This is a genomic window from Roseivivax sp. GX 12232 (assembly GCF_021272185.1).
Taxonomy (GTDB): Bacteria; Pseudomonadota; Alphaproteobacteria; order Rhodobacterales; family Rhodobacteraceae; genus Roseivivax.
Map to the genome: position 1 here is coordinate 34,507 of NZ_JAJSEC010000009.1, position 26,317 is coordinate 60,823.

General features: G+C 69.2%; 21 protein-coding genes. 8 read left to right on the forward strand and 13 right to left on the reverse strand.

Annotation, left to right across the window (positions count from 1 at the left end):
- Positions 1-16 precede the first annotated feature (16 nt).
- From LR948_RS14705 to LR948_RS14720, 4 genes are read right to left on the reverse strand one after another with little or no spacing between them, the layout of a single operon-like run.
- A complete protein-coding gene (locus tag LR948_RS14705) occupies positions 17-832 on the reverse strand; it encodes a xanthine dehydrogenase family protein subunit M (RefSeq protein ID WP_370634976.1) in 816 nt (271 codons plus the stop codon).
- Between the two features lie 6 nt (positions 833-838).
- Positions 839-1,324, reverse strand: a complete 486-nt coding sequence (locus LR948_RS14710; protein WP_232754837.1) for a (2Fe-2S)-binding protein — start codon at positions 1,322-1,324, stop codon at positions 839-841.
- Entirely contained in the window at positions 1,321-2,265 is a 945-nt protein-coding gene (locus LR948_RS14715) for an ABC transporter substrate-binding protein (protein WP_232754838.1), read from the reverse strand. Before LR948_RS14715 ends, LR948_RS14710 begins: the two co-directional genes overlap by 4 nt.
- The gene (locus LR948_RS14720; RefSeq protein ID WP_232754839.1) at positions 2,262-4,727 is read right to left on the reverse strand and encodes a xanthine dehydrogenase family protein molybdopterin-binding subunit; all 2,466 of its coding nucleotides are present in this window, start codon (positions 4,725-4,727) and stop codon (positions 2,262-2,264) included. Before LR948_RS14720 ends, LR948_RS14715 begins: the two co-directional genes overlap by 4 nt.
- A 126-nt stretch (positions 4,728-4,853) precedes the next feature.
- Here LR948_RS14720 and LR948_RS14725 point away from each other — a divergent pair, with 126 nt between their 5' ends.
- Both LR948_RS14725 and LR948_RS14730 read left to right on the forward strand, forming a co-directional pair.
- The gene (locus LR948_RS14725; protein WP_232754840.1) at positions 4,854-7,142 is read left to right on the forward strand and encodes a xanthine dehydrogenase family protein molybdopterin-binding subunit; all 2,289 of its coding nucleotides are present in this window, start codon (positions 4,854-4,856) and stop codon (positions 7,140-7,142) included.
- Entirely contained in the window at positions 7,139-7,726 is a 588-nt protein-coding gene (locus tag LR948_RS14730) for a UbiX family flavin prenyltransferase (RefSeq protein ID WP_304621979.1), read from the forward strand. The genes LR948_RS14725 and LR948_RS14730 overlap by 4 nt, the downstream gene beginning before the upstream one ends.
- A gap of 721 nt (positions 7,727-8,447) precedes the next feature.
- Here the strand turns inward: LR948_RS14730 and LR948_RS14735 are convergent.
- Complete coding sequence (locus LR948_RS14735) at positions 8,448-9,428, reverse strand: NAD(P)-dependent alcohol dehydrogenase (RefSeq protein WP_232754841.1); 981 nt, start codon at positions 9,426-9,428, stop codon at positions 8,448-8,450.
- Positions 9,429-9,535: 107 nt separating this feature from the next.
- Between LR948_RS14735 and LR948_RS14740 the strand changes: the two genes are divergently transcribed.
- Positions 9,536-10,417, forward strand: a complete 882-nt coding sequence (locus LR948_RS14740; protein ID WP_232754842.1) for a LysR family transcriptional regulator — start codon at positions 9,536-9,538, stop codon at positions 10,415-10,417.
- 318 nt (positions 10,418-10,735) lie between these two features.
- On the opposite strand, the gene LR948_RS14745 is transcribed toward LR948_RS14740, so the two are convergent.
- The 8 genes from LR948_RS14745 to LR948_RS14780 form a co-directional block, all read right to left on the reverse strand.
- The gene (locus tag LR948_RS14745) at positions 10,736-11,644 is read right to left on the reverse strand and encodes a 2-oxo acid dehydrogenase subunit E2 (RefSeq protein ID WP_232754843.1); all 909 of its coding nucleotides are present in this window, start codon (positions 11,642-11,644) and stop codon (positions 10,736-10,738) included.
- A gap of 10 nt (positions 11,645-11,654) precedes the next feature.
- Entirely contained in the window at positions 11,655-13,085 is a 1,431-nt protein-coding gene (locus LR948_RS14750; RefSeq protein WP_232754844.1) for an NAD-dependent succinate-semialdehyde dehydrogenase, read from the reverse strand.
- A gap of 17 nt (positions 13,086-13,102) precedes the next feature.
- Positions 13,103-14,527 (reverse strand): biotin/lipoyl-containing protein, encoded by a 1,425-nt coding sequence (locus LR948_RS14755; protein ID WP_232754845.1) that lies wholly within the window; start codon positions 14,525-14,527, stop codon positions 13,103-13,105.
- Positions 14,517-15,512 carry an alpha-ketoacid dehydrogenase subunit beta gene (locus LR948_RS14760; protein WP_232754846.1) on the reverse strand — a complete coding sequence of 332 codons (996 nt, stop codon included), beginning with the start codon at positions 15,510-15,512 and terminating at the stop codon, positions 14,517-14,519. Before LR948_RS14760 ends, LR948_RS14755 begins: the two co-directional genes overlap by 11 nt.
- 28 nt (positions 15,513-15,540) lie before the next feature.
- Entirely contained in the window at positions 15,541-16,536 is a 996-nt protein-coding gene (locus LR948_RS14765; RefSeq protein ID WP_232754847.1) for a thiamine pyrophosphate-dependent dehydrogenase E1 component subunit alpha, read from the reverse strand.
- Between the two features lie 69 nt (positions 16,537-16,605).
- Positions 16,606-17,904: a Xaa-Pro peptidase family protein gene (locus LR948_RS14770; RefSeq protein WP_232754848.1), complete on the reverse strand. Its 1,299-nt coding sequence runs from the start codon at positions 17,902-17,904 to the stop codon at positions 16,606-16,608.
- Between the two features lie 87 nt (positions 17,905-17,991).
- Positions 17,992-18,801 carry an SDR family NAD(P)-dependent oxidoreductase gene (locus LR948_RS14775; protein WP_232754849.1) on the reverse strand — a complete coding sequence of 270 codons (810 nt, stop codon included), beginning with the start codon at positions 18,799-18,801 and terminating at the stop codon, positions 17,992-17,994.
- An 18-nt stretch (positions 18,802-18,819) separates the two neighbouring features.
- Positions 18,820-20,568, reverse strand: a complete 1,749-nt coding sequence (locus LR948_RS14780) for an extracellular solute-binding protein (RefSeq protein WP_232754850.1) — start codon at positions 20,566-20,568, stop codon at positions 18,820-18,822.
- Positions 20,569-20,872: 304 nt separating this feature from the next.
- Here LR948_RS14780 and LR948_RS14785 point away from each other — a divergent pair, with 304 nt between their 5' ends.
- The 5 genes from LR948_RS14785 to LR948_RS14805 all read left to right on the forward strand — a co-directional run bounded on the left by LR948_RS14785 (position 20,873) and on the right by LR948_RS14805 (position 26,295).
- Entirely contained in the window at positions 20,873-21,829 is a 957-nt protein-coding gene (locus LR948_RS14785; protein ID WP_232754851.1) for a sugar ABC transporter substrate-binding protein, read from the forward strand.
- Between the two features lie 74 nt (positions 21,830-21,903).
- Complete coding sequence (locus LR948_RS14790; RefSeq protein ID WP_232754852.1) at positions 21,904-22,701, forward strand: SDR family oxidoreductase; 798 nt, start codon at positions 21,904-21,906, stop codon at positions 22,699-22,701.
- 93 nt (positions 22,702-22,794) lie between these two features.
- Complete coding sequence (locus LR948_RS14795) at positions 22,795-23,769, forward strand: ABC transporter permease (RefSeq protein WP_232754853.1); 975 nt, start codon at positions 22,795-22,797, stop codon at positions 23,767-23,769.
- 13 nt (positions 23,770-23,782) lie between these two features.
- Positions 23,783-24,784: an ABC transporter permease gene (locus tag LR948_RS14800; protein WP_232754854.1), complete on the forward strand. Its 1,002-nt coding sequence runs from the start codon at positions 23,783-23,785 to the stop codon at positions 24,782-24,784.
- Positions 24,781-26,295, forward strand: coding sequence for a sugar ABC transporter ATP-binding protein (locus LR948_RS14805; protein WP_232754855.1), 1,515 nt, complete (start codon positions 24,781-24,783; stop codon positions 26,293-26,295). Before LR948_RS14800 ends, LR948_RS14805 begins: the two co-directional genes overlap by 4 nt.
- The last annotated feature ends 22 nt before the right edge of the window (positions 26,296-26,317 follow it).

Sequence of the window (26,317 nt, forward strand, 5' to 3'; positions counted from 1 at the left end):
CCGGCCCGAGCCTCTCTCAAAGCAGCGTCAGCTTCCCCTGATGACCCACCGCCTCGGCACTCGCCACGGCGCAGAGATGCGCCCGGTAGCGCGCGTCGGCATGCATGTCCGACATCATGTCGCCGGGATCGAGCGCCAGCCCCGCCAGCGCCCCGCGCTCGAAGCGGGTGGCCAGCGCCGCCTCGGCCTCGGACCAGCGGAAGACGCCGTTGTTGCCCGCCCCGGTGATCGCCAGCCGCACGCCACCCGGCCTCCGGGCGACGAAGCTCGCCGCCAGCGCGTAGCGCGAGGCGGGGTTGCGCATCTTGGCGTAGCCCGCGCTGTCCGGGACCGTGAAGGTGACGCGGGTGATGATCTCGCCCTCGTCGAGCGCCGTGGTGAACATCCCCTGGAAGAAGTTGTCCGCCGAGATCGCGCGCTCCGAGGTTTCGATCACCGCGTCGAGGGCCAGCGCCGCGGCGGGGTAATCCGCCGCCGGGTCGTTGTTGGCGAGCGAGCCGCCGATCGTGCCGCGATGGCGCACCTGCGGATCGCCGATCGACCCGGCGAGCGCCGCCAGCGCCGGGATCGCGCCGCGCACCTCGGGGGAGGCGGCCACGGCGGCATGGGTCTCGGCGGCGCCGATCGACAGCCGGTCGCCCGCGCGGGTGATGCCCCGAAGTTCGGGGATCGCCGCGAGATGCACCAGCCGGTCGGGCGCCGCGAGCCGGTTCTTCATGGTCGGCAAAAGCGAATGCCCGCCCGAGAGATAGGCCGCATCCTCGCCGCCCTCGAAATAGGCGCGGGCCTCGTCCAGCGTGCGCGCGCGGTGGTAGGAGAAGGGATACATCATCGCGCCTTACTCCGCCGGGGTCCTCTGCGCGCCCGCCGCCGCGAGCACCGCCTTGACGATGTTGTGGTAGCCGGTGCAGCGGCAGAGGTTGCCCTCGAGCTGGTGGCGCACCGTCTCGGCGTCGACATCCGGCCCGTGCCGGTCCACCAGGTTGACCGCCGCCATGATCATCCCCGGGGTGCAGAAGCCGCATTGCAGGGCGTGATGGGTGCAGAAGGCCTCCTGCATGGGGTGCAGGCTCTCGCCCTCGGCCAGCCCCTCGATGGTGCGGATCTCGGCCCCCTCGGCCATGACGGCCAGAACCGTGCAGCTTTTCACCGCCTGGCCGTCGAGGATCACCGTGCAGGCGCCGCATTGCGAGGTGTCGCAGCCCACATGCGTGCCGGTCAGGCCCAGGTGCTCGCGCAGGAAGTCCACGAGCAGCAGCCGGTCCTCGACCTCGGCGCGGCGCTCGGTGCCGTTCACGGTGATGGCGATCTCGCTCTGGCTCATGCGGGCGCTCCCTTGCGGATCTCCTCCCAGAGGGAGAGGTCGATGTAAGGCGCGATGTCCTCGGACAGCGCCCCGCCCGAGCCGTGGCGGCTCCGGAGGTCGAGGACGCAGGCCATGCCCTCGGGCAGGATCGCGCCTTCCGGGGTCAGCCCCGAGCGCGGATCGAGCAGGCTTGCCATGACCGGCGCCACCGCCTGCGGCTTGATCGCGGGCATGTGCTTTTGCAGATGCGCGGCGGCGGCCTCGCGGTTCTTCGGGCGGCGCACCCAGTCGAGCCCGGCGAGATAGCCGCGCATATAGGCCGACAGCGCCTCGGGCTGGGCCTCGCGGTAGCCCCGGTTCGCCGCCATGACGCCGCCCTGGTAGGCGGGCAGGATGTCGGTCGATTTCTGCAGGACCTGGAAGCCCGCGCGGGTCGCCAGCGTGGTGAAGGGCTCGATGGTCAGCGTGCCGACATGGGTGCCCGCCTGCACCGACTGCCAGCGCTGGGGCGTGGCGCCGACGGCCACGTAGTCGGTCTCGCCCGGGGCGAGGCCCGCGCGTTCGAGCATCTCCGAAAGCACGAAGGCAAAGCCCGTGTCCTTGGCGTCAAGCGCGATGCTGCGACCGCGCAGATCCTCGAAGCGGGTGATCTCGGGGGCGGTGACAAAGCTCAGCTCGAGCTGGGTCGCGCCCATGACGGCCACGTAAGCCGGATCGACCCCGGGCCCCGCGGCGCCCTGGCCGGTGGAATAGGCCACGACATTGTCGAAGGCGGTCATGGCGACGTCGAAGGTGCCCGCCGCGACCTCTTCGGCCTGGTAGATGCTCGAGGGCGTCAGCTCGATCTCGACGGCGAGGTCGCGCTCGGCGAAGAAGCCCTCTTCCAGGGCGGCGAAGATCGGCAGGTTCGGGGCGCCCGGGAAGGCGATCACGCGGGTCTTGTGGCGCGGGGCGGTCATGTCTCTGCGGTCTCCCTGTCGAAAGCTGTCGCGCCGGCGTCACTCAGCGCCTGCCAGATCCGCTGCGGCGTGATCGGCATGGAAATGTCCCGCACCCCATGCGCGCGCAGCGCATCCAGCACGGCGAGCGTGACGGTGGCGAGCGCCGGCGTGGTGCCGCCCTCGCCGCCGGCCTTGATGCCGAAGGGATTGGTGGGCGAGAGCACCTCGGCGATCTCGCAGTCGTAGAAGGGCAGGTTGTCGGCGCGCGGCATGCCGTAGTCCATCAGCGAGCCCGACAGCGGCTGGCCGCTTTCGGGGTCGATGGCGCAGTTCTCCCACATCGCCTGGCCGACGCCCTGGGCGATGCCGCCATGGCTCTGGCCGTGCACGATCAGCGGGTTGATGCAGCGGCCCACGTCGTCGATCGAGGCGTAGCGGGTGATGCCGATCTGGCAGGTCACCGGGTCGATCTCGACCTCGCAGATGGCGGTGCCATTGGGAAAGACCGGGGCGTGCATCTCGTTGGTGCGCGCGGCAAAAAGCGGGTCGTCCTCGGTCGACAGCTCCGCCAGGGTGACCGAGCGGTTGGTCTCGCGGCCCGAGAAGGCGCCGCCTTCGAAGCTCAGATCCCCGGGCGGCAGGCCCAGCCGTTCGGCCGCGCGCTCCCGCGCCAGGCGCAGGAGATCGGCCGAGGCCATGGCCATGACCGTGCCCGCGTGCCGCATCGAGCGGCCCGAATGCGAGCCGCCGCCGAGGCTCACCTTGTCGGTGTCGCCGATCACGATGCGGACCCGTTCGACCGGGGTCTGCAGCATGTCGGCCACCACCTGCGCGAAGGAGGTCTCATGGCCCTGGCCCGAGGGCTGGGTGCCGATCACCACCTCGATCCGCCCGTCGGGCGACAGCGTGATCTCGGCGCGTTCCTTGGGCGTGCCGATCGAGCTTTCGACGTAGTTCGCCAGCCCCACGCCCAGGAGCTTGCCGCGCCCCGCGGCCTCAGCCCGGCGGGCCTCGATGGCGCTCCAGTCGAAGATCGCCATGGCGCGGTCCATGTTGGCCTCGTATTGGCCGCTGTCGTAGATCGAGCCCACGGCGTTGCGGTAGGGCATGTCCCCGGGCGGCACGAGGTTGCGGCGGCGCAGGGCGATCTTGTCGATGCCCATCTCCTCGGCGGCGATATCGACGAGCCGCTCGATGGCATAGGTGACCTCGGGCCGGCCCGAACTGCGGTAGGCCTGGGTGCACATGGTGTTGGTGAAGACCGCCCGGGCGCGCAGATGCGCATGCGGGATGTGATAGGAGCCGGTGATCAGCCCCGAGCCCTTGGAGAGCGGTGAGAGCGAGACGCAGCGCGCGCCGACGTTCGAGATATTGTCGGCCCGAAGCGCCAGGAAGTGCCCGTCGGCATCGAGCGCCAGCTCGACCCGGCTGTGCAGGTCGCGGCCCTGGTAATCGGTCAGGAAAGCCTCGGAGCGGGTGGCGGTGTATTTCACCGGCCGCTTCAACCGCCGCGAGGCCCAGAGCACCAGCCCGAACTCCACGTAGACCCGGTTCCGCGCGCCGAAGTTGCCGCCGACGTCGTAGGAGAGGACGCGCAGGTCCTCCTGCGGGATGCCCAGCACCTGGGCCAGCTCGCGCTTCTGCCTGACCGCGCCGCCGCTGCCGGCGTAAAGCGTGGAGCGGCCGCTTTCGGCGTCGTAGTCGGCCAGCGCCGCGCGCGGCTCCATGGTGACGGCGGTGACGCGGTTGATGTGGAACTCGGCCTTGGCGACATGGGCTGCGGCGGCGAAGGCGGCATCGACCGCGGCCTGGTCGCCGAAGCTGCTGTCGACCAGCGTGTTCTTCGCGGTCTCGTCCCAGACGCGCGGGGCGCTGTCGGTGATCGCCTCGAGGCTGTCGGCCACATGCGGCAGCTCTTCCCAGTCCACCTCGACCAGTTCGGCGGCGTCCTCGGCGGCGCCCTTGCTCTCGGCGATGACCACGGCGACGGCCTCGCCGACGTGGCGGGCCTTGTCGGTCGGCAGAAGGACATGCGGGCCGATGAAGGGCATGCTGCCGTCGGGGGCGCGCAGCTTCACGTCGAAGCGGGTCGAGGGCACGGGGTTGTGCGGGATCGGGCCCAGCCCGTCGGCCTCGGCGTCCGAGCCCGTTAGCACCGCGACGACGCCCGGCAGTTCCAGTGCCGCGCTGGCGTCGATGCCACCGATCCGGGCGTGCGGATAGGGTGAGCGGACCATGGCGGCGAAACATTGGCCGGGCCGGGTGAAATCGTCGGTGAACTGCCCCTTGCCGGTGACGAGCCGGTGATCCTCGCGCCGTTTCAGTGGCTTGCCGATATTGCGGAAGAGCTCGACCGAGAGCGGCCCGATGCCCGAGGCGCCTTCGTCATAGGCCCAGCCCTCGGGCAGATCGGTGCAGGGGCCGGCGGGGCTGCTGCCGTCCTCCGGGGTCGGGATTCCGCCCTTTTTCTGCTCGGTCATTGCGCCATAATCCATTCCACCGCGAATGTTGTATGTCTTAATGTATGACGATATGCTTTGCAAGTGGCGGCCCGCAAGGGGACGCGCGTATGACGGGGGCAGGGCCTCCGGGGATTGGGGGAGCTCATGTGGAAAATCGGTCGGTCGCAGGTGCGGGTCGAGGATGACCGCTTCCTGAGGGGGCAGGGCGATTACACCGGCGACCGGGTGCCCGAGGGCGCGCTCGAGATGGTGATCCTGCGCGCGCCCGTGGCGGCGGGGCGGATCACCGCGCTCGATGCCGAAGAGGCGCGCGGGATGCCCGGCGTGGTCGCGGTGCTGACCGCCGAGGAGCAGGCCGAGGACGGGCTTGGCCCGATGCTGCCCCGGCTGCATCATCCCGGCCCCGACGGCGGCGAGATGCGGGTGCCGCATGTGCTGCCGCTCGCCACGGGCTCGGTGCATTACGTGGGCCAGCCTATCGCGGTGATCCTGGCCGAGAGCCGGGCGGCGGGCGAGGAAGCCGCCGAGGCGATCCTTCTCGATTTCGAGGACCGCGCGGCGGTGATCGACCCGCTTGTGGCCCTGGAGAAGGACGCGCCGAAGGTCTGGCCCGAGCTGCCCGACAACCACTGTTTCCGCGTCGAGAAGGGCGACGGCGCGGCGGTCGCGGGGGCCTTCGAGGGCGCCGCCCATGTGACCCGCGCGCGGCTCCGCATCAACCGCGTGACCGCCGTCGCGCTCGAACCCCGCGAAGTGATCGCGCGCTATTCTGAAGGTGAGGGCTACCGGCTCGACACCGGCACCCAGACCCCGCACCGGGTGGCGTCGGACGTGGCCCCGATCCTGGGCGTCGAGCCGGGCGCGCTGCGCGTCGTCTCGGCCGATACCGGCGGCTCCTTCGGGATGAAGAACGCGGGCTACGGCGAATATGCGCTGGCGCTCTGGGCGGCGCGGCGCAGCGGGCGGGCCGTGCATTGGCAGGCCAGCCGCACCGAATCCTTCATGTCCGACGCCCATGCCCGCGACCAATGGGCCGACGTGGCGCTGGCGCTCGATGCCGAGGGCCGGATCCTGGCGCTCGACGTGGGCATCACCGCGGCCATGGGCGCGGTGCTGGGCCCCGCCACGACGCATCCGCCGGTCGCCAATGTGGCGGGGCTGGCCGGGGTCTACGGCACGCCCGCGATCCGGGTGGTGATCGACGGGGTCTATACCAACTGCCTGCATGTGGCGCCCTATCGCGGCGCGGGCCGGCCCGAGGCGACCTATATCATCGAGCGCATCCTCGACATCGCCGCCGCCGAGACCGGCCACGACCGGGTGGCGCTGCGGCGGATGAACCTGATCCCGCCCGAGGCTCTGCCCTACGAGACGCCGCTTGGCTGGGTCTACGACAGCGGCGATTTCGCCGGGGTGCTCGACCACGCGCTCGAGGCCGGGGACTGGGCGGGCTTCGCCGCGCGCCGTGCCGAGACCGAAGCGCGGGGGCGGCTGCGCGGCATCGGTCTCAGCATGCCGATCGAGATCGCGAGCGGGCCGGTGAAGAAGCCGCATCCCGAATACGCCCGGCTTTCGATCGGGGCGCAGGGCAGCGGGCGGCTGGCGCTGGGCTCCTGCAGCTCCGGGCAGGGGCATGAGACCGCCTTCCGGCAGCTCCTGTGCGAGCGGCTCGGGCTCGACCCCGAGGCGGTGGAGATCCTGACCGGCGACACCGGCGTGGTGCCGCAGGGCACCGGCACCTTCGGCTCGCGCAGCCTGACCGCGGTGGGCACCGCGCTTTGGCAGGCCATGGCAGAGGCCGAGGAGGCCGCCCGCCCGGCCGCCGCGACGCTTCTGGAGGTGCCCGAGGCGGCCCTGAGCTTCGAGGCGGGCATGTTCCGCAGCGAAGGCGGCGGCGCGGTCTCCTTCCTCGAGGCTCTGGCCCACGCGAAGCGCGATTTCGACACCGAGGTCAACGCCCATGCCGAGGGCGCGACATTCCCCAACGGCTGCCACCTCTGCGAGGTGGAGATCGACCCCGAGACCGGGCAGGTCAGGCTCGACCGCTACACCGTGGTCGACGACGTGGGCACGGTGATCAACCCGATGCTGGTCAAGGGCCAGATCGCCGGGGGCGTCGCCCAGGGCCTCGGCCAGGCGCTGCTCGAGGATGTCGCCTACGACACAGAGACCGGGCAATTGCTCTCGGCGAGTTTCATGGACTACGCGGTGCCGCGGGTTGACGATATTCCTGGGATCACGGTGCTGACCCACCCGGTGCCCACCGCCGCCAACCCGCTTGGCGCCAAGGGCGCGGGCGAGGCCGGGACGGTGGGCGCGCTGGCCGCCGCGGTGAACGCGGTGGTCGATGCGCTCGGGGCGCGCGGGGTCAGACACCTAGACATGCCGGCGACCCCGGCCCGGGTCTGGGCCGCGCTGAGGGGAGAGGAATGATGACGCAGAGCGACCGCCGGAAGCGGCTGATCGTGGCGATCACCGGCGCCTCGGGGGTGATCTACGGCATCCGCGCCCTGCAGCTCCTGCGGGAGGTGCCGGGGATCGAGACCCATGCGATCATCTCGCCCTCGGCCTTCCGCACCGCCCAGGACGAGGTCGACATGACCCAGGAGGAGATGAAGGCGCTGCCGGATGTGCTTTACAGTCACCGCGACATCGGCGCCTCGCTGTCCTCGGGCTCGTTCCAGACCGCGGGCATGCTGGTGGCGCCCTGCACGGTGAAGACCCTGTCGAATATCGCGACCTGCAACGCCGGAGAGCTGATCCCGCGCGCCGCCGACGTCTGCCTGAAGGAGCGCCGCCGGCTGGTGCTGATGTTCCGCGAGACGCCGCTGCACCCGGGCCATATCGCGCTGATGGAGCAGGCGACCCGCAACGGCGCCATCGTGATGCCCCCGGTTCCGGCTTTTTACAGCAAGCCGAAGACGCTGATGGAGATGGTGGATCAATCGGTCGGGCGGGCGCTGGATTTGTTCGACATCCATATGGATCACGTGCGGCGGTGGACGGAGGACGGGTGAGGGGGGCTTGGTGCGGTGGAAGGGGGATGATCAGCCCCGCACCCATCGCCGAACTTGAAAACCCCACTGCACCCCGCGCGTCTCCCGCCCTGAATAGCCGACCAGCAAACCACACCCACGCCCACCCCCTTGCGCCCGAACAGCACCGAAGGTGCCGGGCGCGCGCCGGACCGGCCCCTTGGGCCGGCGCTCTTGTGGGTGGTGCGCATAGCTCACCTCTAGTCCTGACCTTGCCGGGATAAAGCGCCTAGCCCAAAGGTCAGCAGCGCCGGCCCCCGGTCCGCCGCGCGCCCTCTGTCAGAGCGGGTGTCGAGCGGGTTGGGGGCTGCTTGAGGTGAAAGGCGGAAAGCCAAAGGCGTCACATTCTTGGCCGGATAGCCGATCCCTGGATGCGCCGCCGCAACCCAGGGCCAAGTCGAGCGCACCCATTGACTGCCTACGCCCCCTTGCGCCCGAATAGCACCGAAGATGCCGGGCGCGCGCAGGACCGGCCCGATGGGCCGGCGCTCTTGTGAGTGGTGCGCATAGCTCACCCCTAGCCCTGACCTTGCCGGGATTAAGCGCCTCGCTCAAAGGTCAGCAGCGCCGACTCCCGGTCCGGCGCGCGCCCTCTGTCGGTGCGGGTGTCGACGGGTTGGAGTGCTGCTTGGTGGTGGGGCGCTTCAACTGTTGGGGAGCGCGGAAATTGGCCCCGTCCCCGACTCCGGCCCGAGGCCCCCCCTCACACCACCACCACGTTCCCGCGCTTGTGGCCGGTCTCCATGTGCCGATGCGCCTCGACAAGGTCGCTCAACGGGTAGACCCGGTCGAGGAGCGGCACCAACGCGCCCTCCTCGAGCAGCCCCAGAACCTGGCCGAGATAACCCCGCAGCACCTCGGGCGGCAGCAGCCCCGCGGCGGCGAACAAGGCGCGCTTTCCACCGACCACCCGGCTCCAGAGGCTCGCCGCCAGCAGTGGCAGGCTCAGCACCGGGCAGAGGTAGCGCCCGCCCTCCGCCAGCTGGTCCTTCATCGCGCGGAAGCTGCTGACGCCGAGCGTGTCGAAGATCACGTCGTAGCGTGCGGCACCCGTCTCCAAGGACCGACTCGTATAGTCGATCGCGTGATCGGCCCCGAGCTCCAACAAAAGCCCTTGATTGCGCGGGCCCGCCGTGGCGGTCACCTCGGCACCGGCGGCGCGGGCGATCTGCACCGCCGCGCTGCCGAGGCTGCCGGCGCCGCCCAGGATCAGCACCCGCTGGCCGGCGTGCAACCCGCCCAACTCGCGCAGAAAGTGCCAGGAGGTCAGCGGTCCGTCACACAGCACCGCCGCGTCCTGGTGCGACAGCCAGTCGGGTTTGGGCATCAGCACGCTCCCGTCCTCAAGACAGATGTGGCTCGCATTGGCGCCGAAGCGCATGCCCGCCTCGCCGAAGACCGCGTCGCCCGGGGCGAAGCGGGTGACCTCGGCGCCGACAGCGATCACCTCGCCCGAGAGCCCGGTGCCCGAGCGGTTCTGGCGCGGCCGCCCGAGGCCCAGGAAAAGCCGCGCGAAGCGCGGGCGCCCGGCGCGCATCATGCCGTCGGCGCGGGTCACCGCCGAGGCGCGGATGCGGATCAGGATCTCGCGCGGGCCGGGCGTGGGCAGGGGCGCGGTCTCGGGGCGCAGGACCTCGGGCGGGCCGTATCGGTCGATGCGCCAGGCGGATAACGTGGCAGCCATGGGGGTCTCCTTTCCTGTGACACCAGTGCCGTGACCCCCGAAATAGCGGGGCGTCATCACTCCGCCTATTGCCGCAAACGCGCCGCTATGGTTCAAAATCGATCCGCATGATCGATTGGAAATCTCTGCCGGCCTTCCTGGCCGTGGCGCGGGCGGGCTCCCTGCGCGGCGCGGCCGAGGCGCAGGGCGGCACCCATGCTACCCTGCGCCGCCAGATCGAGGGGCTCGAGGCGCAGCTTGGCGTGACGCTCTTCCGCCGCAGCGCCGGGGGGCTGGAGCTGTCTGCCGCCGGGCGGCGGCTCCTGCCGCAGGCGCTCGAGGCCGAGGCGGCGCTGCGCCAGGGCTTCAACGCGGTGCGCGGGCTCGACAGCGCGGCCTCCGGGCGCATCCGGCTCTCCGCCGATCCGATGACCGCGCATTACCTCCTGGCCCCGGTGCTGGGCGAGTTCCTCGCGCTCTACCCCGAGATCTACCTGGAGATGCGGCTCTCCTACGAGACCGACTCGATCGAGCGCGGCGAGACCGACGTCTCGATCCGCCATGTCCGCGAGGTCTCGGGCGACGTGGTGGGGCGCAAGCTCTTCCCGCTCTCCATCGGGGTCTTCGCGGCGCGCAGCTACATCGACCGGGCGCTGCATGACGCGGGCCCGCGCGGAGAGGGGCTGACCTGGCTCGGCTACGGCCCGGTGCCCGAGCTCGAGGCGATGATCGCCGCCTCGCCCTTTCCGCGCGCGCGGGTCCGCCACGCGATCCCGGACCCGGCGATGCATCTGCACCTGGCGCGGGCCGGGGCGGGGATGAGCTTCCTCGCCGCCTGGGTGCCCAGCGTCTTTCCCGAGCTGCAACGGGTGCCGGGCACGGCGCTCGACCAGAGCCGCGCGACCTGGGTTCTGATGCACGGCGACCTGCGCCGGGTCGCGCGTGTGCGGCTCCTGGTGGATTTCCTCTACGAGAGCCTGCTGGAGCGGCGGGCCGATTTCATCGGGTGAGGGGGCTTCGGGCACGGGGCGCAGGGCGGCCCGCTGGGGGACCGGAACGGACGAGTGAAGGGAAAGGGCTTGGAGATGAGGCGCCGAGGTCCTCGGGTGACGGCGCGACTTGGCCTCGGGGCGCTTCGGAAGGTGCCCGCTGCGCCACCGGCCTCACAGGCAAACCGGCCAAAAGAAAACGGGCGGCGCTGGGAGAACGCGCGCCGCCCGCCCTCGGGGTCCGGCTTGGAGGAGCCCCCGCCGGACCCGCGCTTCGTGGAGGCCGGGCCGCCCACGAGGGGCACCCAAGACCCTAGCCCCCCGGGAAGGCCCGGACCCTCAGACCATCAGCCGGCGCGGATCGGCGATGAGCCCGCCGAGGTAGCGCAGGAAGCGCGCCGCATCCGCGCCGTTGATCACCCGGTGATCGTAGCTCAGATCGAGCGGCACCATGTCCACCGGGCGCGGGGTCTCGCCTTCCCAGACCGTCACGGTCTCGACCCGGGTGATGCCCAGGATCGCCACTTCGGGCGGGTTCACGATCGGGGTGAAGCCGATGCCGCCGATACCGCCGAGGCTGGTGACGCTCATCGAGGCGCCGCCCATCTCCTCGGGGCCGAGCTTGCGGGCCTGCGCGCGGCCGGCGAGATCGGCGATCTCCGCCGCGATCTGCCAGAGCCGCTTTTTGTCGGCGTCGCGGATCACCGGCACCATGAGCCCATGGGCGGTGTCCACCGCCACGCCGATATGCACGTAATCCTTCAGGATCAGCCGCTTGCCGTCGGGCGAGAGCGAGGCATTGAACCGCGGGAACTCGCGCAGGGCACGCGCCAGCGCCATGACCTGGAAAGCCAGGGCGGTCAGCTTCACGCCGCGCGCCTGGGCCTCGGGCTTGAGGCGCTTGCGCAGGGCCTCGATCGCGGTGACCTCGGCGCGGTCGTGGTGGGTGACCTGCGGGATCGCCACATGCGCGGCCGAGAGATTGGCCGCCGCCACCAAGGCGAAGCGGCTCATCGGCTCCTCGGTGACCGGGCCGTAGGCGGCGTGGTCGACCTCCCAGTAGGCCGTAACGGCGGGGTCGGGACCGCCAGAGGCTTGAGGCGCGCCCGAGCCGGAACCAGAGCCCCCGCCCTCGACATCCTCGCGCCCGATGGTGGTCCGGCCCAGCTCGCGGGCCAGCGCCTCGATCTCGATGCCCTTGGCCAGGGCCAAAGCCCGGACCGAGGGGGATGCGATCACACTGTCCATGGTCACCTCCTTACCAGCTTGCCGAGATGTATTGCGTTTCCATGAACTCGAGCATGCCCTCGTGTCCGCCCTCGCGCCCGAGGCCCGACTGCTTGGTGCCGCCGAAGGGCGCCGCGGGGTCCGAGACAAGGCCGCGGTTCAGGCCGACCATGCCGTAGTCCAGCCGCTCGCAGACCTGCAGCGCGCGCTTCATGTCCTCGGAGAAGACATAGGCGACCAGCCCGTATTCGGTGTCATTGGCCCGGCGGATGACGTCCTCCTGGTCGGTGAAGGTCTGGATCGCGGCGACCGGGCCGAAGATCTCGTCCTGCACGCAGTCGGCGTCTTCGGAGACGTTGGACAGAACCGTGGGCGGGTAGAAGAACCCGGTGCCCTCGGGCGTGGTGCCGCCGCATTCGAGCTTGGCGCCCTTGGCCAGCGCATCCGCCACGAAGTCGGCCACCTTGTCGCGGGTCTGGGCGTTCACCAGCGGGCCCACGTCGACCGAAGCATCGCTGCCGTCGCCGACCTTGAGCGCGGACATCGCGGCGGTGAACTTCTCGGTGAAGGCGCGCGCCACCTTCTCGTGCACGTAGAAGCGGTTGGCCGCGGTGCAGGCTTCGCCGAGGTTGCGCATCTTGGCGAGCATCGCGCCTTCCACCGCCACGTCGAGATCGGCGTCCTCGAAGACGATCAAGGGCGCGTTGCCGCCCAGCTCCATGGCCGGTTTCAGCACCTGGTCGGCGGCGGAATGCAGAAGCTTGCGCCCGACCCCGGTGGAGCCGGTGAAGGAGACGACGCGCACGCGCGGGTCGTGCAGCATGTGATCGACCAGCGCCCCGGTGCGCTTCGAGGGCAGCACGTTGACGAGGCCCTTCGGCACGCCGGCCTCTTCCAGAAGCGGCATCAGCGCCAGCATGGTCAGCGGCGTCTCGGAGGCGGGCTTGATGATCACCGCGCAGCCGGCGGCGAGCGCGGGCGCGATCTTCCGGGTGCCCATGGCGGCGGGGTAGTTCCAGGGGGTGACCAGCACCGCGAGGCCCGCGGGCTTGTGCTGCACCATGATCCGCGCGCCCGAGGCGGGGGCATGGGTGATCATCCCGTCGGCGCGAACCGCCTCCTCGGCGAACCAGCGGAAGAACTCGGCCGCATAGGTGGCCTCGCCCATGGCGTCGGCGCGGGCCTTGCCGTTCTCGAGCGTGATGTAGCGCGCGAATTCCTCGAGCCGCGCAGTCATCAGCTCCCAGGCGCGGCGCAGCACCTCCGAGCGCTGGCGCGGGGTGCGCGCGGCCCAGTCGGTCATGGCGGCCTCGGCGGCGTCGAGCGCGGCGTCGGCATCGGCGATCTCGGCCGAGGCGACCGAGGCCAGCACCTCCTCGGTGGCGGGGTTGATGACGTCGAAACGGTCCTTGGCGGCGCCGGGCACCCAGCTGCCGTTGATGTAGAGGTCGGTGAATTCCATGCAGGGTCTCCCCGGGGTCAAAGCAGGTGGCGGAGCGGCAGCTCCAGCCGACCGGCGAAATTGGACAGGAGGGTCACGGCCTCGGAGGCCGACAGCTGGGCGCTGCCGCATTCCAGCGTGACCGCGAGGCCCGCGCCCTCACGGGTGAGGGTCAGGACCGGCGCGGCCTCCGCGCCGAGGGTGACGGTCTGGACCGCGCTGAAGCGCAGGTCGCGCAGGATCAGGTCGGGGGCGGCATCGCCCTCGGCCTCGGTGATCTGGCCAAGGGCCTGGCCCGGGACCGCGACGGCCCTGGTGGCGCCGAAGCTTTCCACCGCGACGGTGACGGCGCCCCGGTCGAGGCTGGCGCCCGCGAGCCCCGCGAGAAGCTGGGTCGCGTCGCCGAGGCCCATCTCGCGCGCGGCCCAGTCGGCGAAGGCCGAGAAGCCTTCCTCGGGGAGGCGCGCGGTCAGGTGACGGCTCGCGGCGGCGGCGCCGGGCGCGGTGTCCTCGGGCGGCAAGGCCTTCAAGACCTCGACGTCGGCGGCGTGGTAGGGCTGGGGATGGCCCGCCCGGACCAGGCGCGCGAGGTCGAGCCCCTGTTCCAGCGCCAGCCGCCGGGCCTTGGGCGAAGCGAGGATGCGGGTGCCCTCGGCGGGGGCGGCGCTCTGCGCACCGGGTGTGGCGGACTGCGCCGCGCCTGCCTTGGAAGCGGCGGGTTGAGGCGCGCCCGCTTTGGCCGCACCCGCTTTGGCGGGAGCGCTTGGTGCGGGCTTGGTCTCCGCCTCCGCACCGCCTGCCGCCGGTGGGGCGGCCTTCGCGGGGGCCGCGCCGGCCTTGCGGCTGCGGCTGATCGGGGCGGCGGGTTTGCTGGCGGAGATGATGGCGATGGGCTCGCCCACCGGCGCATCCTCCCCGGCCTCGGCCAGGAGCGCCGCGACGAAACCGTCGTGGCCCGCCTCGACATCCATGGTGGCCTTGTCGGTCTCGACCTCGAAGAGCACGTCTCCGGCGGCGACCGCATCGCCCGGGGCCTTGTGCCAGGCGACGATCTGGCCGGTGTCCTGGGCCATGCCGAGCGCGGGCATGATGACCTGGGCGCCCTCGGGCAGGGCGGTGTCGTCGGCGGCATCCGAGCCGCTTGCGTCGTCGGACGCAGCCGGAGCGGTTCCGGCGTCGGACCCGCCGGACGCCGCGTCAGAGCCACCGGCCCCCGCCGCCTCCGCGCTGTCTGCGATCACCGCGATGACATTGCCGACCGGCACCTCGGCCCCGGCCTCGGCGCGCACATCGGTCAGGAAGCCCGCGCCCTGGGCCTCGACCTCCATGGTGGCCTTGTCGGTCTCGACTTCGAAAAGCACGTCGCCCTCGGCCACGGCCTCCCCCTGGGACTTGTGCCAGGAGACGATCAGCCCGGTGTCCTGCGCCATGCCGAGCGCCGGCATGATGACCTCAAGCGGCATGGATCATCTCCCGTGCGACCAGCTTGCGCGCCTGCGCGGCCACGCCTTCGGGCGTCGGCACGGTGATGTCCTCGAGCGCGGGACTGAAGGGCACTGGCACATCCATCGCGCCCATGCGCAGGACCGGGGCGTCGAGATGGTAGAAGGCCTTCTCGTTGATCCGGCTCGCGATCTCGCCGGTGACGCCGTAGCTCTGGTGGCCCTCGTCGACGACGATCACCCGGCTGGTCTTCCTGGCCGAGGCCAGAAGCGTCGCCTCGTCCAAGGGCACGATGGTGCGCGGGTCGATGACCTCGGCCGAGATGCCCTCGGCCGCCAGGATCTCGGCGGCCTTCTCGCAGACCTGCACCATGGAGGAGGTGCCGATCAGCGTGATGTCGGTGCCCTCGCGCTTCACGTTGGCCTCGCCGAAGGGGATCAGGAACTCTTCCTCGGGGACCGGGGCCTTGTCGTTGTACATGAGCTTGTCTTCGAAGATCACCACCGGGTTGTCGTCGCGGATGGCGGTCTTCATCAGGCCCTTGGCCTCGTAGGCCGAGGAGGGCAGGGCGACCTTCAGCCCCGGGATATGCGCCACCAGCGCGTGCAGCGACTGGCTGTGCTGGGCCGCCGAGCGGCGCGTCGCGCCCAGGTTGGTGCGCAGCACCAGCGGCACCGAGAGCTTGCCGCCGGACATGTAGTGGGTCTTGGCCGCCTGGTTACAGAGCTGGTCCATGATCAGGTAGATGAAATCGCCGAACATCAGGTCGACGACGGGCCGGGTGCCGGTCATGGCGGCGCCGACGGCGAGCCCCATGAAGCCCGGTTCGGCGATCGGCGTGTCGACGACCCGCTGGGTGCCGAACTCCTCCACGAGGCCCGAGAGCACCTTGAAGGGGGTGCCGGCCTCGGCGACGTCCTCGCCGATGATGAAGACCGTCTCGTCCCGGCGCATCTCCTCGGCGAGCGCCTCGTTCACGGCCTGGGACAGGGTGATCTCTCGCATGGGTGTGTTCCTCTTGCTCGGGCCGGGCTCAGGCCAGCGCGTGGTCGACGCCGACGTAGACATGCATGTCCACCTCGGAGACGTCGGGATATTTGGCGTTCAGCGCGTATTCGACGGCGGATTTGGCATCGGCCTTGATCTCGCCGTTCATGGCCTCGATCTCGGCCTCGCTGGCGATGCCCTGGTCGACCAGCCAGGCGCGGAAGCGGATGATCGGGTCGCGGTTGTCCTTCCAGTCCTGTTCCTCGGACTTGGAGCGGTAGTATTCGCGGTTGATGTCGCCGACGTGGTGACCGTGGTAGCGATAGGTCATCAGCTCGAGGAAGAAGGGGCCCTCGCCCTTGCGGGCCCGGGCCACGAGGTCACGCGTGAGGTTGTTGACCGCCAGCACGTCCTGGCCGTCGACCTGGTGCGCCTCGATGCCGAAGGCCTCGGCGCGGGCGGTGATCGAGCCGGCGGCGATCTCCTCGGTCTTGGTGTATTCGGAATAGCCGTTGTTCTCGCAGGCGTAGATCACCGGCAGCTTCCAGAGCGCGGCCATGTTCATCACCTCGTACCAGAGGCCCTGGGCGGTGGCGCCGTCGCCGAAGAAGCAGACGGTCACATCCTTGGTGCCCAGCATCTTGGCGGTGAAGGCCGATCCGGTGGCGATGCCCATGGAGCCGCCGACGATGGCATTGGCCCCGAGGTTGCCGTTCGACTGGTCGGCGATATGCATCGAGCCGCCCTTGCCGCGGCAGTAGCCCTCTTCCTTGCCGAGAAGCTCGCAGAACATCTCGCGGAAGGCGGCGCCCTTGGCGACGCAATGGCCGTGGCCGCGGTGGGTCGAGGTGATCTTGTCGCTGGTGGTCAGCGCCTCGCAGATGCCCACCGCCACGGCTTCCTCGCCGGAATACATATGCGTGAGCCCCGGCATCTTGGCCGAGAGATAAAGCTGGTTGGCGTTGTCCTCGAAGGTGCGGATGCGGACCATCTGGCGGTACATCCGCAGGTAGTCCTCGGTGTTGTGTTTGGTCTGTGCCATCTGGTCTTTCCCTGAGCTTGCGGGCGGGTCGGGGCCCCGCGGTCGGTCGCGGGGTGGGCCCCGGGCCGGTCAGTAGCGGTTGGCGATCGGCAGATCCTCGGCCGGGAAGAGCGAGATCACCTCGCAGCCGGTCTCGGTGACCACGACCTCCTCCTCGATCCGGGCGGCGGAATAGCCGTCGGCGGCGGGGCAGTAGGTCTCGAGCGCGAAGACCATGCCGGTCTGGATCTCCATCGGGTGATCGAGCGACACCGCGCGGGAGATGATCGGCCGTTCGTGCAGCGCGAGGCCCAGCCCGTGGCCGAACTGCAGCCCGAAGGCGGCATCCTCGGAGGGGAAGCCGAACTCCTCGGCCTTGGGCCAGACCTCGGCGACCTTGTCGGTGCTCACGCCGGGCTTGATCATCTGGATCGAGGCGTCGATCCATTCGCGCGCCTTCACGTAGGCGTCGTTTTGCGCGGGCGTCGCCCGGCCGATGTTGAAGGTCCGGTAGTAGCAGGTCCGGTAGCCCTGGTAGGACTGCAGGATGTCGAAGAAGGCCTGGTCGCCGGGGCGGAAGTAGCGGTCGGTGAAATTGTGCGGATGCGGGTTGCAGCGCTCGCCCGAGATCGCGTTGATCGCCTCCACGTCGTCGGAGCCCATCTCGTAGAGCATCTTGTTCGACATCGCGACGATGTCGTTTTCGCGCACGCCCGGTTTCAGCTCTTCCCAGATCATGTGGTAGACGCCATCGACCATGCTCGCGGCCTGGGTCAGCAGCTGGATCTCGTCCCAGTTCTTGATCTCGCGGGCGGCCAGCATGATCTGCTGGCCATCGACGACCTTGATGCCTTCCTCCTGCAGGGCATGGAACATCGCGGTCTCGGCGTAGTCGACGCCCACCGGCATGTCGGCCATGCCGGCCTCCTTGATGAGGCGGGCGATCTCCTTGGCGTATTTGCGCATCAGGCCGAACTCGGGCGGGATGGTGCCGCGCATGCCCACGACGCCGGCAAGGCAGTGGTCGGGCTCGAGCCAGTCGGAATACTTCTGGTGGTGCACCGCCGCCGAGCCGAAGTCCCAGACATAGGGGCTGTCATCGCCGGTCAGCAGGCAGAAGCGGCACATCTTGTCCCGCTCCCATTCGCCGATCTTGGTGGCCGAGACGTAGCGGATGTTGTTCACGTCGAAGAGCAGGAGCGTGCCCGCGCCCGAGGCCTGCAGCGCCTGGCGGGTGCGCGCCAGCCGGTAGCGGCGCAGGCGGTCGTGGTCGATCCGGCGCTCGAAATCCACCGAGGTATGGCCCCAGGCGGGGATCCGCCCCTCCCATCGCCAGTTCGGTTCGAGGTCTTGCGGGGTCAGCATGTTGGGCATGAGTGCGCGGGACATTAGGCAATACTCCTTGGGGCGCGTGCCGGGCACGCACCGGATTTCTGCAGGGCGGAAAGGGGGCGCGGGATCACGCCCCCGGGGGCGTCACTGGATGCACCAGCCGCCGTCGATGTGGATCATCTGGCCGGTCATGTAGTCGCTGTCGTCCGAGGCCAGGAAAGCGGCCGTGCCGGTGATGTCCTCGGGGTAGGAGACCCGCTTGATCTGCAGCGCGTCGCGGACGATGTCCTCGTAGGCCTGGCCTTCCTTCTGCTTGAAGCCGATGTCCACGAGGTCCTTGTCGAGCTGCTCCCAGAGCGGGGTGACGACGACGCCGGGGGCATAGCCGTTCACGGTGATCTTGTGCTCGGCCAGGCCGATGGCGCCGCAATGGGTGAGCGCCAGGCAGCCGTATTTCGAGGTGCAATAGACCGTCACATCCACGAGCGGCTTGCGCGAGGCGATCGAGCCCACGTTGATCAGCTTGTAGGGGTGATCCTCCATCGGCCCCTGCTTGATCATCTGGCGGGCGGTCTCCTGCATGCCGAGCCACATCGCCTTGGTGTTGACGTTCATGATCATGTCCCAGTTGTCCTCATCGATATCCATGAAGAACCGGGGCTTGTTCAGGCCGGCGTTGAAGAGACCGACGTTGATGGAGCCGAAGGCCTCGACCGTGGCGGCCACCGCGGCGGCGTTGTCGGCGCGCTTGGTGACGTCGCAGGTGACCGCAATCGCCTTGCCGCCGCCGGCGGCGTTGATCCGCTCGGCGGTCTGCGCGGCCTCGTCGCCGTCGAGATCGGCGATGCAGACATTCGCGCCCTGGGCGGCGAAGGCCTCGGCATTGGCCGCGCCCATGCCGCGGGCGGCGCCGGTGATCAGGATGTGCTTGCCGGTCAGGCGGTTGGGGTCCATTGGTCTCTCCTCCTCAAATCATGTGGGTCCGGGGGCCCGGACGATCGCCTCGGCCCGCGCCTGGGCCTTGCGGATGGCCTCGCGCGGCGTGACGATGCCGCGCAGCATGTCGTGAAATTCCTCGCCGCAGATCTGGATGATGTCGGTGATCTCGGGCACCGGCGGGCGCGGCCAGAACTGCAGCTCGTCGCGCCAGGACATGGCGTCCACCGCCTCGAAGATCGGCGAGATGCGGCGCACCTCGGGGTCGGCGCCGACGGAATAGCGCGGGTTGGTGCGGCTGCCGTTCTGCACGTACATCTTCTGCGCCTCGGGCGAGGTGAAGAGCACCAGCGCCTCGACGGCGGCGCGCACGCGGTCCTCGGGCAGATTGGCGGGAATGCCCATGACGTAGCCGCCCACCGGCGCCAGCGCCCGGCCGCCCGGGCCCGCGGGATGCGGCAGGTAGCCGGTGTTGCCCGCCGCCGGCGAGGTCTCGTCGAGCTCGAAGAAGGGCGCGAGCAGCGTGTAGCCATAGGCCATGGCGATCTTGCCCGCCGCATAGGGGCGGACGCGCTCGTACCAGGACATCGACAGGATGTCGGGCGGCGAGAACTCCAGAAGCTGGAGCAGGAACTCCGCGGCGCGCAGGCCGCCCTCGGTGTCGATCGTCGGGCGGTAGTCGCGCCGGGCCAGGTGGTCGGTCTCGAAGCCCCCGGCGATCTCGGGCAAATCGAGGACCGGCTGGCCGAAATCGGCCATGGTCATCAGGACGGTATGGCCAAGCGCGGTGCCCCGGGCGGCGTTCCAGCCGATGCCGTAGCGCCCGCGCAGGGGCTCGTGGAAGCGCTGGGCGGCCTTCAGAAGCGCATCGGTCGTCGCGGGCGCGGCCAGCCCCGCCTCGGCGAACAGATCCTTGCGGTAGAACAGCACCTCGGGCGTGGTCTGGGCCGGCGCGCCATAGGGCCGTCCGCCCCAATGCGCGGCCTTCCAGCCGGCGGTGTGGAAATCCGCCGGATCGAGCCGGGCGATGTCCATCGCCTCGTCGAGCGGCATCAGCACGCCGCTTTCCGCGAAATCCCCGATCCAGGGCAGGTCGACGGCGATGATGTCGTAGCGGCTGGTCTTGCGCTCGGCGTTGCGCCGGGCCTCCTCGCGCAGCCGGTCGATGGAGAAGGCGCGCTGGTGGATCTGCGCGCCGATGGCCTGTTCGAACTGCCGCTTGAGCGTGTCCATGACCATGAAGGTCGGATCGCCGTGGACCAGGACCCGCAGCCCGCCCGGCAGCTTGATCGGCTCCGAGAGGACCTGCATCGGCGGGATCGCACTGGTGGCCATATAGGAGCCGCCGTAGAAGTAATCCTCGTCCCCGCCGGGGCGGTCGGCGCCGCCGAAGCTGGTGCGGGCCAGCCGTTCGACGCGGCCCGAGAGCTGCATCCATTGTTCCATCAGCTTGTCGCTGGGATGCAGCGAGAAGCTCTTGCCGCTCTGGGTGCGGGGGCGACGCTCGATCAGCCCGGCCTCGACCATCTCGTTCATGCGCCGGGTGGCGGTGGCGTAAGGCACGCGGCTTTGCCCCACGAGGGAGGTCGGCGTGATGATCTTCGCCTCGAGATGGCCGCGCACCAGGTGCAGCATCATCCGAAAGTAGGGATTGGGCTCCACCAGTTCGAAGGTGTGGTCGAGCTCGTCGCCGAATTTATCCAGAAAGGACAGGATACGCAGCATCTTGGTCTTCGCCTGGGGCGAGACCTGGCTGGTCGTGAGTTGTCCTTGCATGGCGTTCATCTGCGGCGGTATCGTCTCGTGGGTCGCGGAGCGCGCCTTTTTGCGCGGGCCACTCCGGCGGTTGGGGGATCTGCGTCGCACCACGGCGGCACTCCTCGAGATTGTTCAAATCGATCAATTCAGCGTATCGCGATAATGTCCAAATTGGATATGAACATATTCAAGATGGACATATTCACGGACCCCGTGGGCGACCGGGCACGGCAGGCTTCAAGGGCTCGCCGGACTTTCGGCGGCGGATGTCCGACGGCTGGAGGAGCCGGAGGGCAGACGTTCAACAGGATCATTCGGGAGGAGACCGAACATGACATCGCGCAAGACACTCGCCGCATCCACGGCGCTCGTATCGCTGGCCTTCGCAGGCGCGGCCGCCGCCGAGACGATGAAGATCGGGATCACGCAGAACAACGTCGGCGTGGACAGCTACCAGACCACCTACGAGAAGGCCTTCATCGCGGCCGCCGAGGCCAACGACAGCGTCGAGACGGTGGTGCTTGACGCCGGCGGCGACGTGGCGCGGCAGATCGCCCAGATGGAGGACCTGATCCAGCAGGAGGTCGACGCCATCATCATCTGGCCGACCAACGGCGAGGCGGTGATCCCCGCGGTCCGCAAGGCCTTCCAGGCCGACATCCCGGTGATCGTCACCAATTCCAATATCGCCGAGGCCGGCTTCGACTTCGTGAAGTCCTTCTCGGGCCCCGACAACATCACCCAGGGCGCGCGCTCGGCCGAGATCATGTGCGACAAGTTCAAGGAGATGGGCATCGAGACCGAGGCCCAGGTCGTGCATATCACCGGCCAGCCGGGCTACACCACGGCGATCGAACGCGCCAAGGGCTTCGAGGACCGTCTGCCCGAGGTCTGCCCCGAGGTGAGTGTGGTCGACACCCAGCCGGGCGACTGGAACCGCGAGAAGTCGCAGAAGGTCATGGAGGCCTTCCTGGTCAAATACGACGACATCGACGGCGTCTATGCGGGCGACGACAACATGGGCGTGGGCGCGCTGAACGCCGCCAAGGCCGCCGACCGCGACGGCATCATCTTCGTCGGCGCCACCAACTTCGCGGTGGGCTACGAGGCGATGGAGCGCGGCGAATACTGGGGCTCGATCTACCAGTCGCCGGTCGATGACGCCGAGGCGGCGCTGCAGACCGCCATCGACGTGCTGAACGGCGAGGAGGTGCCCTTCCTCAACTACTTCGACACCCCGAAGATCACCCAGGACAACATGGGCGATTACACCAAGCCGGTCTTCTAAGGTCGACACACAAGCCGGGCGGGGCAGTGGCCGCGCCCGGCGCTTTCACGTCACTTTGGCCGAGGGAGGGGACTTTGGCGCGTGTGAAGGGTCGGTCCTGCATCGTCACCGGTGCGGCACGGGGCATCGGACGGGCGATCGGCGAGGCGCTGCTCGACGAGGGTGCCGACGTCTGTTTCGCCGATATCAATGGCACGGCGATCCGCGAGGTCGCCCTGGCCAATGCCGCCCGCGCCGAGGCAGGCGGCGGCAAGGTCACCTGGGCGCAGGTCGACGTGGCCGAGCGGGCCGAGGTCCGCGCCATGATCGACAAGGCGGTCGGCGCCTTCGGCAAGCTCGACGTGATGTTCAACAACGCCGGCGTGAACAAGCCGATGAACTTCCTCGATGTGACCGAGGAGAACTGGACCTTCATCATGCGGGTCAACGGCCTAGGCTGCCTGATCGGCATGCAGGAGGCGGCCCAGCAGTTCATCCGCCAGGGCAGCTTCGGCAAGATCGTCAACACCGCCTCGGTGGCCAGCCGGCAGGGCTTCGACACGGTCGCCCCCTACTGCGCCAGCAAATGGGGCGTGGTCTCGCTGACCCAGTCGGGGGCGCGCGACCTGGCCAAGCACGACATCACCGTGACCGGCTTCGCCCCGGGCGTGGTCGCCACCGAGATGTGGGACGAGGTCGACCGCGACCTCATGGAGATCGGCGCGGCCGAGAAGCCGGGCCAGGCGATGCAGGAGTTCTCGGCTTCGATCCTGCGCGGCCGGGTCGCGCGGCCGCAGGACATCACCGGCACGACCACCTTCCTGGCCTCGCCCGAGAGCGACTACATGACCGGCCAGATCGTGATGATCGACGGGGGAATGACCCTGGTCTGATCGCGGGTGGCGCCCGGTCCCGGAGGAGGGGAACGGATGGCTGACATTTCAGGCAGAGAGGCGCGCCAGAGGGGCGCAGGAAGGGAGAGACGCATGTCCGGCGTGAACAAGGCGCAGATCGGCGGGTTCCTGGCCCGCCAGGGCATCCTGGTGGCCTTCGTGGTCTTCATGGTGGGGTTCACCCTCGCCAATCAGCGGTTTCTCGATCCCGACAACATCATGGGGGTCATGCGGTCCTCGGCGATCCTGGGGGTCATGGCGCTGGGCGTCACCTTCGTGGTGATCTCGGGCAACCTCGACCTCTCGGTCGGCTCGATGATGTCCTTCTCGACGATCGTGGTGCTGGACCTGCACGACAAGCTCGGCCCGGCCCTGGCGATCCCGGCGATGTTCGCCATGACGCTCTGCCTCGGGGCCTTCATCGGCTTCCTGGTGGGCTATCTGAAGCTCAATTCGTTGATCGTCACGCTGGGGATGCTCTCGGCGATCCACGGGCTGACGCTGACCTATTCGGGCGGCCAGAACATGGACATCGCCGACAAGGAGGGCACCTGGTTCTCGGTCTTCGGCCAGGGCGAGGCGCTGGGCATCCCGGTGCCGATCCTGATCTTCGTGGGGCTCGCGGCACTCCTGGGCGTGACGCTCGGCAAGACGCCTTTCGGGCGCAAGGTCTACGCCGTCGGCGGCAATGGCACCGCGGCGACCTTCTCGGGCATCCGGCGGGCGCGGGTGGTCTTCATCTGCTACCTGATGTCCTCCTTCTGCGTGGCCACCGCCGGGCTGATCCAGGCCAGCCGCTCGCTCGGCTCGCAGAACACCGTGGGCCAGGGGCTCGAGCTCGAGGTGCTGGCGGCGATCATCCTCGGCGGGGCCTCGCTCCTCGGCGGCTCGGGCACGATCTTCAAGACGGTGATCGGCGTGTTGATCCTGGGCTTCATCCAGAACGGCCTGCTGCTCGTCGGGCTGCAGTTCTACGTCCAATATGTCGTCACCTGGGTCATCATCATCCTTGCGGTCTGGCTCGACATCGCGGCCAAGCGCGGCAAGCTCTGGTCGCCCATCGCGTAAGGGAGAAATGGTTATGCAAGCGGGTTCCCTGTCCACCTTCCTCAAGCGCGGCGCGATCTGGGGCTTCATCGTCCTCGAGCTGATCTTCTTCAGCGTCGCCGGAGAGTTCATGTCGCTCAGCGACAAGGCCTTCATGGACGTCGACAACATGTTGCTGCTGTTCAAGCAGTCCGCGCCGATCGGCATCATCGCCATGGGCATGACCATCGTGATGATCAACGGCAACATCGACCTCTCGGTCGGGGCGATCTACGCGATCTGCGCGATCATCCTGCTCGACAGCATGACCTGGCCGATCTTCGCAGGCCTCGGCGACTGGGCGATCCCGGTGGCCTGGCTCCTGGCGCTGGGCGCGGGCGTGGGGCTCGGCGCGCTCAACGGGCTGATCGTCTGGAAGACCGGGGTCGACGCCTTCATCGTGACGCTGGGCGCCATGCTCGGATACCGCGGGCTGGTCTTCATGTACAACGGCGAGCAGCCCACCAGCCATCTGAACTGGACGCTGGTCGACTTCGCCGAGGCGCAGGTCCTCGGCCTGCACACCGCAACCTGGTTCCTGCTCGCGGTGACGGCGGCGATCTGGTTCCTGATGAACAAGACCGTGCACGGCCGCAACGCCTATGCCATCGGCGACAACCGCGAGGCGGCTGTGAACGCCGGGATCCGGGTCGGCCCGCACATGATGATCAACTTCATGATCATCGGCTTTCTCGCCGCGCTCTCGGCGGTGGTCTTCTACTCCGAAAGCGGCTCGGTGAACCCCAACGACGGCGAGCTCTACGAGCTCTGGGTGATCACCGCGGTGGTCCTCGGCGGCACCAAGCTCACCGGCGGCTCGGGCTCGATCATCTCGACCCTCGGCGGGGTGCTGGCGATCCAGCTTTTGCGCAAGGGGCTCGCCCATATCGGCGCCGACACCGAGACGGTGAACCTGGTGATCGGCCTGATCCTGATCGCGGTCCTCTTCCTGGACCGGCAGCTCAACATCAAGGGCAAAGAGGAGCTCAAGGTATGACCGACCAGACCCCCGCCCTGCGGCTCGAGGGCATCGTCAAGACCTTCCCCGGGGTGCGGGCCCTCGACGGCGTGTCCTTCAGCGTCATGCCCGGCGAGGTCCACGCCCTGATGGGCGAGAACGGCGCCGGCAAGTCGACCCTGATGAAGGTGCTGGGCGGCATCCACCAGCCCGACAGCGGCCAGATCGTCGTGGGCGAAAGCCCGGTGGTGATGCGCAGCCCGCTCGAGGCCAAGGCCAAGGGTATCGTCTTCATCCACCAGGAACTGAGCCTCGCCGAAGAGCTGAGCGTGGCCGAGAACATCTATCTCGGCGAGCTGCCCCGCAAACGCTTCGGGCTGGTCGACTGGCCCCGCCTCGAGGCCCAGACCAACGAGATCCTCGGCAAGCTGAAGGTCGGCTTCAACGCCAAGACCAAGGTCGGCGACCTTTCCATCGCCAACCAGCAGATGGTCGAGATCGCCCGCGCGCTGACCGTCGACGCCAAGGCGGTGATCTTCGACGAGCCCACGGCCTCGCTGACCGACGCCGAGAAGGTCGTGCTTTTCGACGTGATCGCGGACCTGCGCGCCCATGGGGTGGGGATCATCTACATCTCCCACCGCATGGAGGAGATCTTCAAGATCACCGACCGCATCAGCGTGCTGCGCGACGGCCAGTATCGCGGCACGCTCGACACCGCGGCGACCGACGAGGAAGAGATCACCAGCCTGATGATCGGCCGCAAGCTCGACCTCACCCGCAGCGCCCGCACCCACGAGCTGGGCGGCGTGGCGATCGAGGTGCGGGGGCTCTCCTGCGGCGGGCTCTTCCGCGACATCGATTTCGAGGTGCGGCGCGGCGAGGTGCTGGGCTTCTACGGGCTGGTCGGCGCCGGGCGCACCGAGATCGCCGAGACGCTCTTTGGCCTGCGCGACCCTTCGGCGGGGCAGATCCTGCTCGACGGCGAGGAGGTGCGCATCCATTCCCCCGCCGAGGCCATCGCCCGCGGCATCAGCCTGGTGCCCGAGGACCGCAAGGGGCAGGGGCTGGTCCTCGGCATGAACTGCCGGGACAACATGACCCTGCCGCAGGTCTCGGACCTCAAGGCCGGGCCCTTCGTGGCCGAGGGAGCCGAGGTGGCGATCTTCGACCAGTATCGCGACCGGCTCGACATCCGCACGCCGGGCTGGAAGCAGATGGTCGGCAACCTCTCGGGCGGCAACCAGCAGAAGATCGTGATCGGCAAGTGGCTCTCGATGCACCCCAACGTGCTGATCGTGGACGAGCCGACGCGCGGCATCGACGTCGGCTCCAAGTCCGAGATCCACAACCTGATCCGCGATCTCGCCGCCCAGGGCTACGCGGTGATCGTGATCTCCTCGGAGATGCCCGAGGTGCTGCATGTCTCCGACCGCATCGTGGCGATGTACAGCGGGCAGATCATGCGCACCTTCACCGCCGAGGAGGTGACCGAGGACAACCTGATCCAGGCGATCTCGGGCCTCTCGGGCGAGGGCGCGGCGGCCTGATCCGCGTGGCGTCCGGCATGCC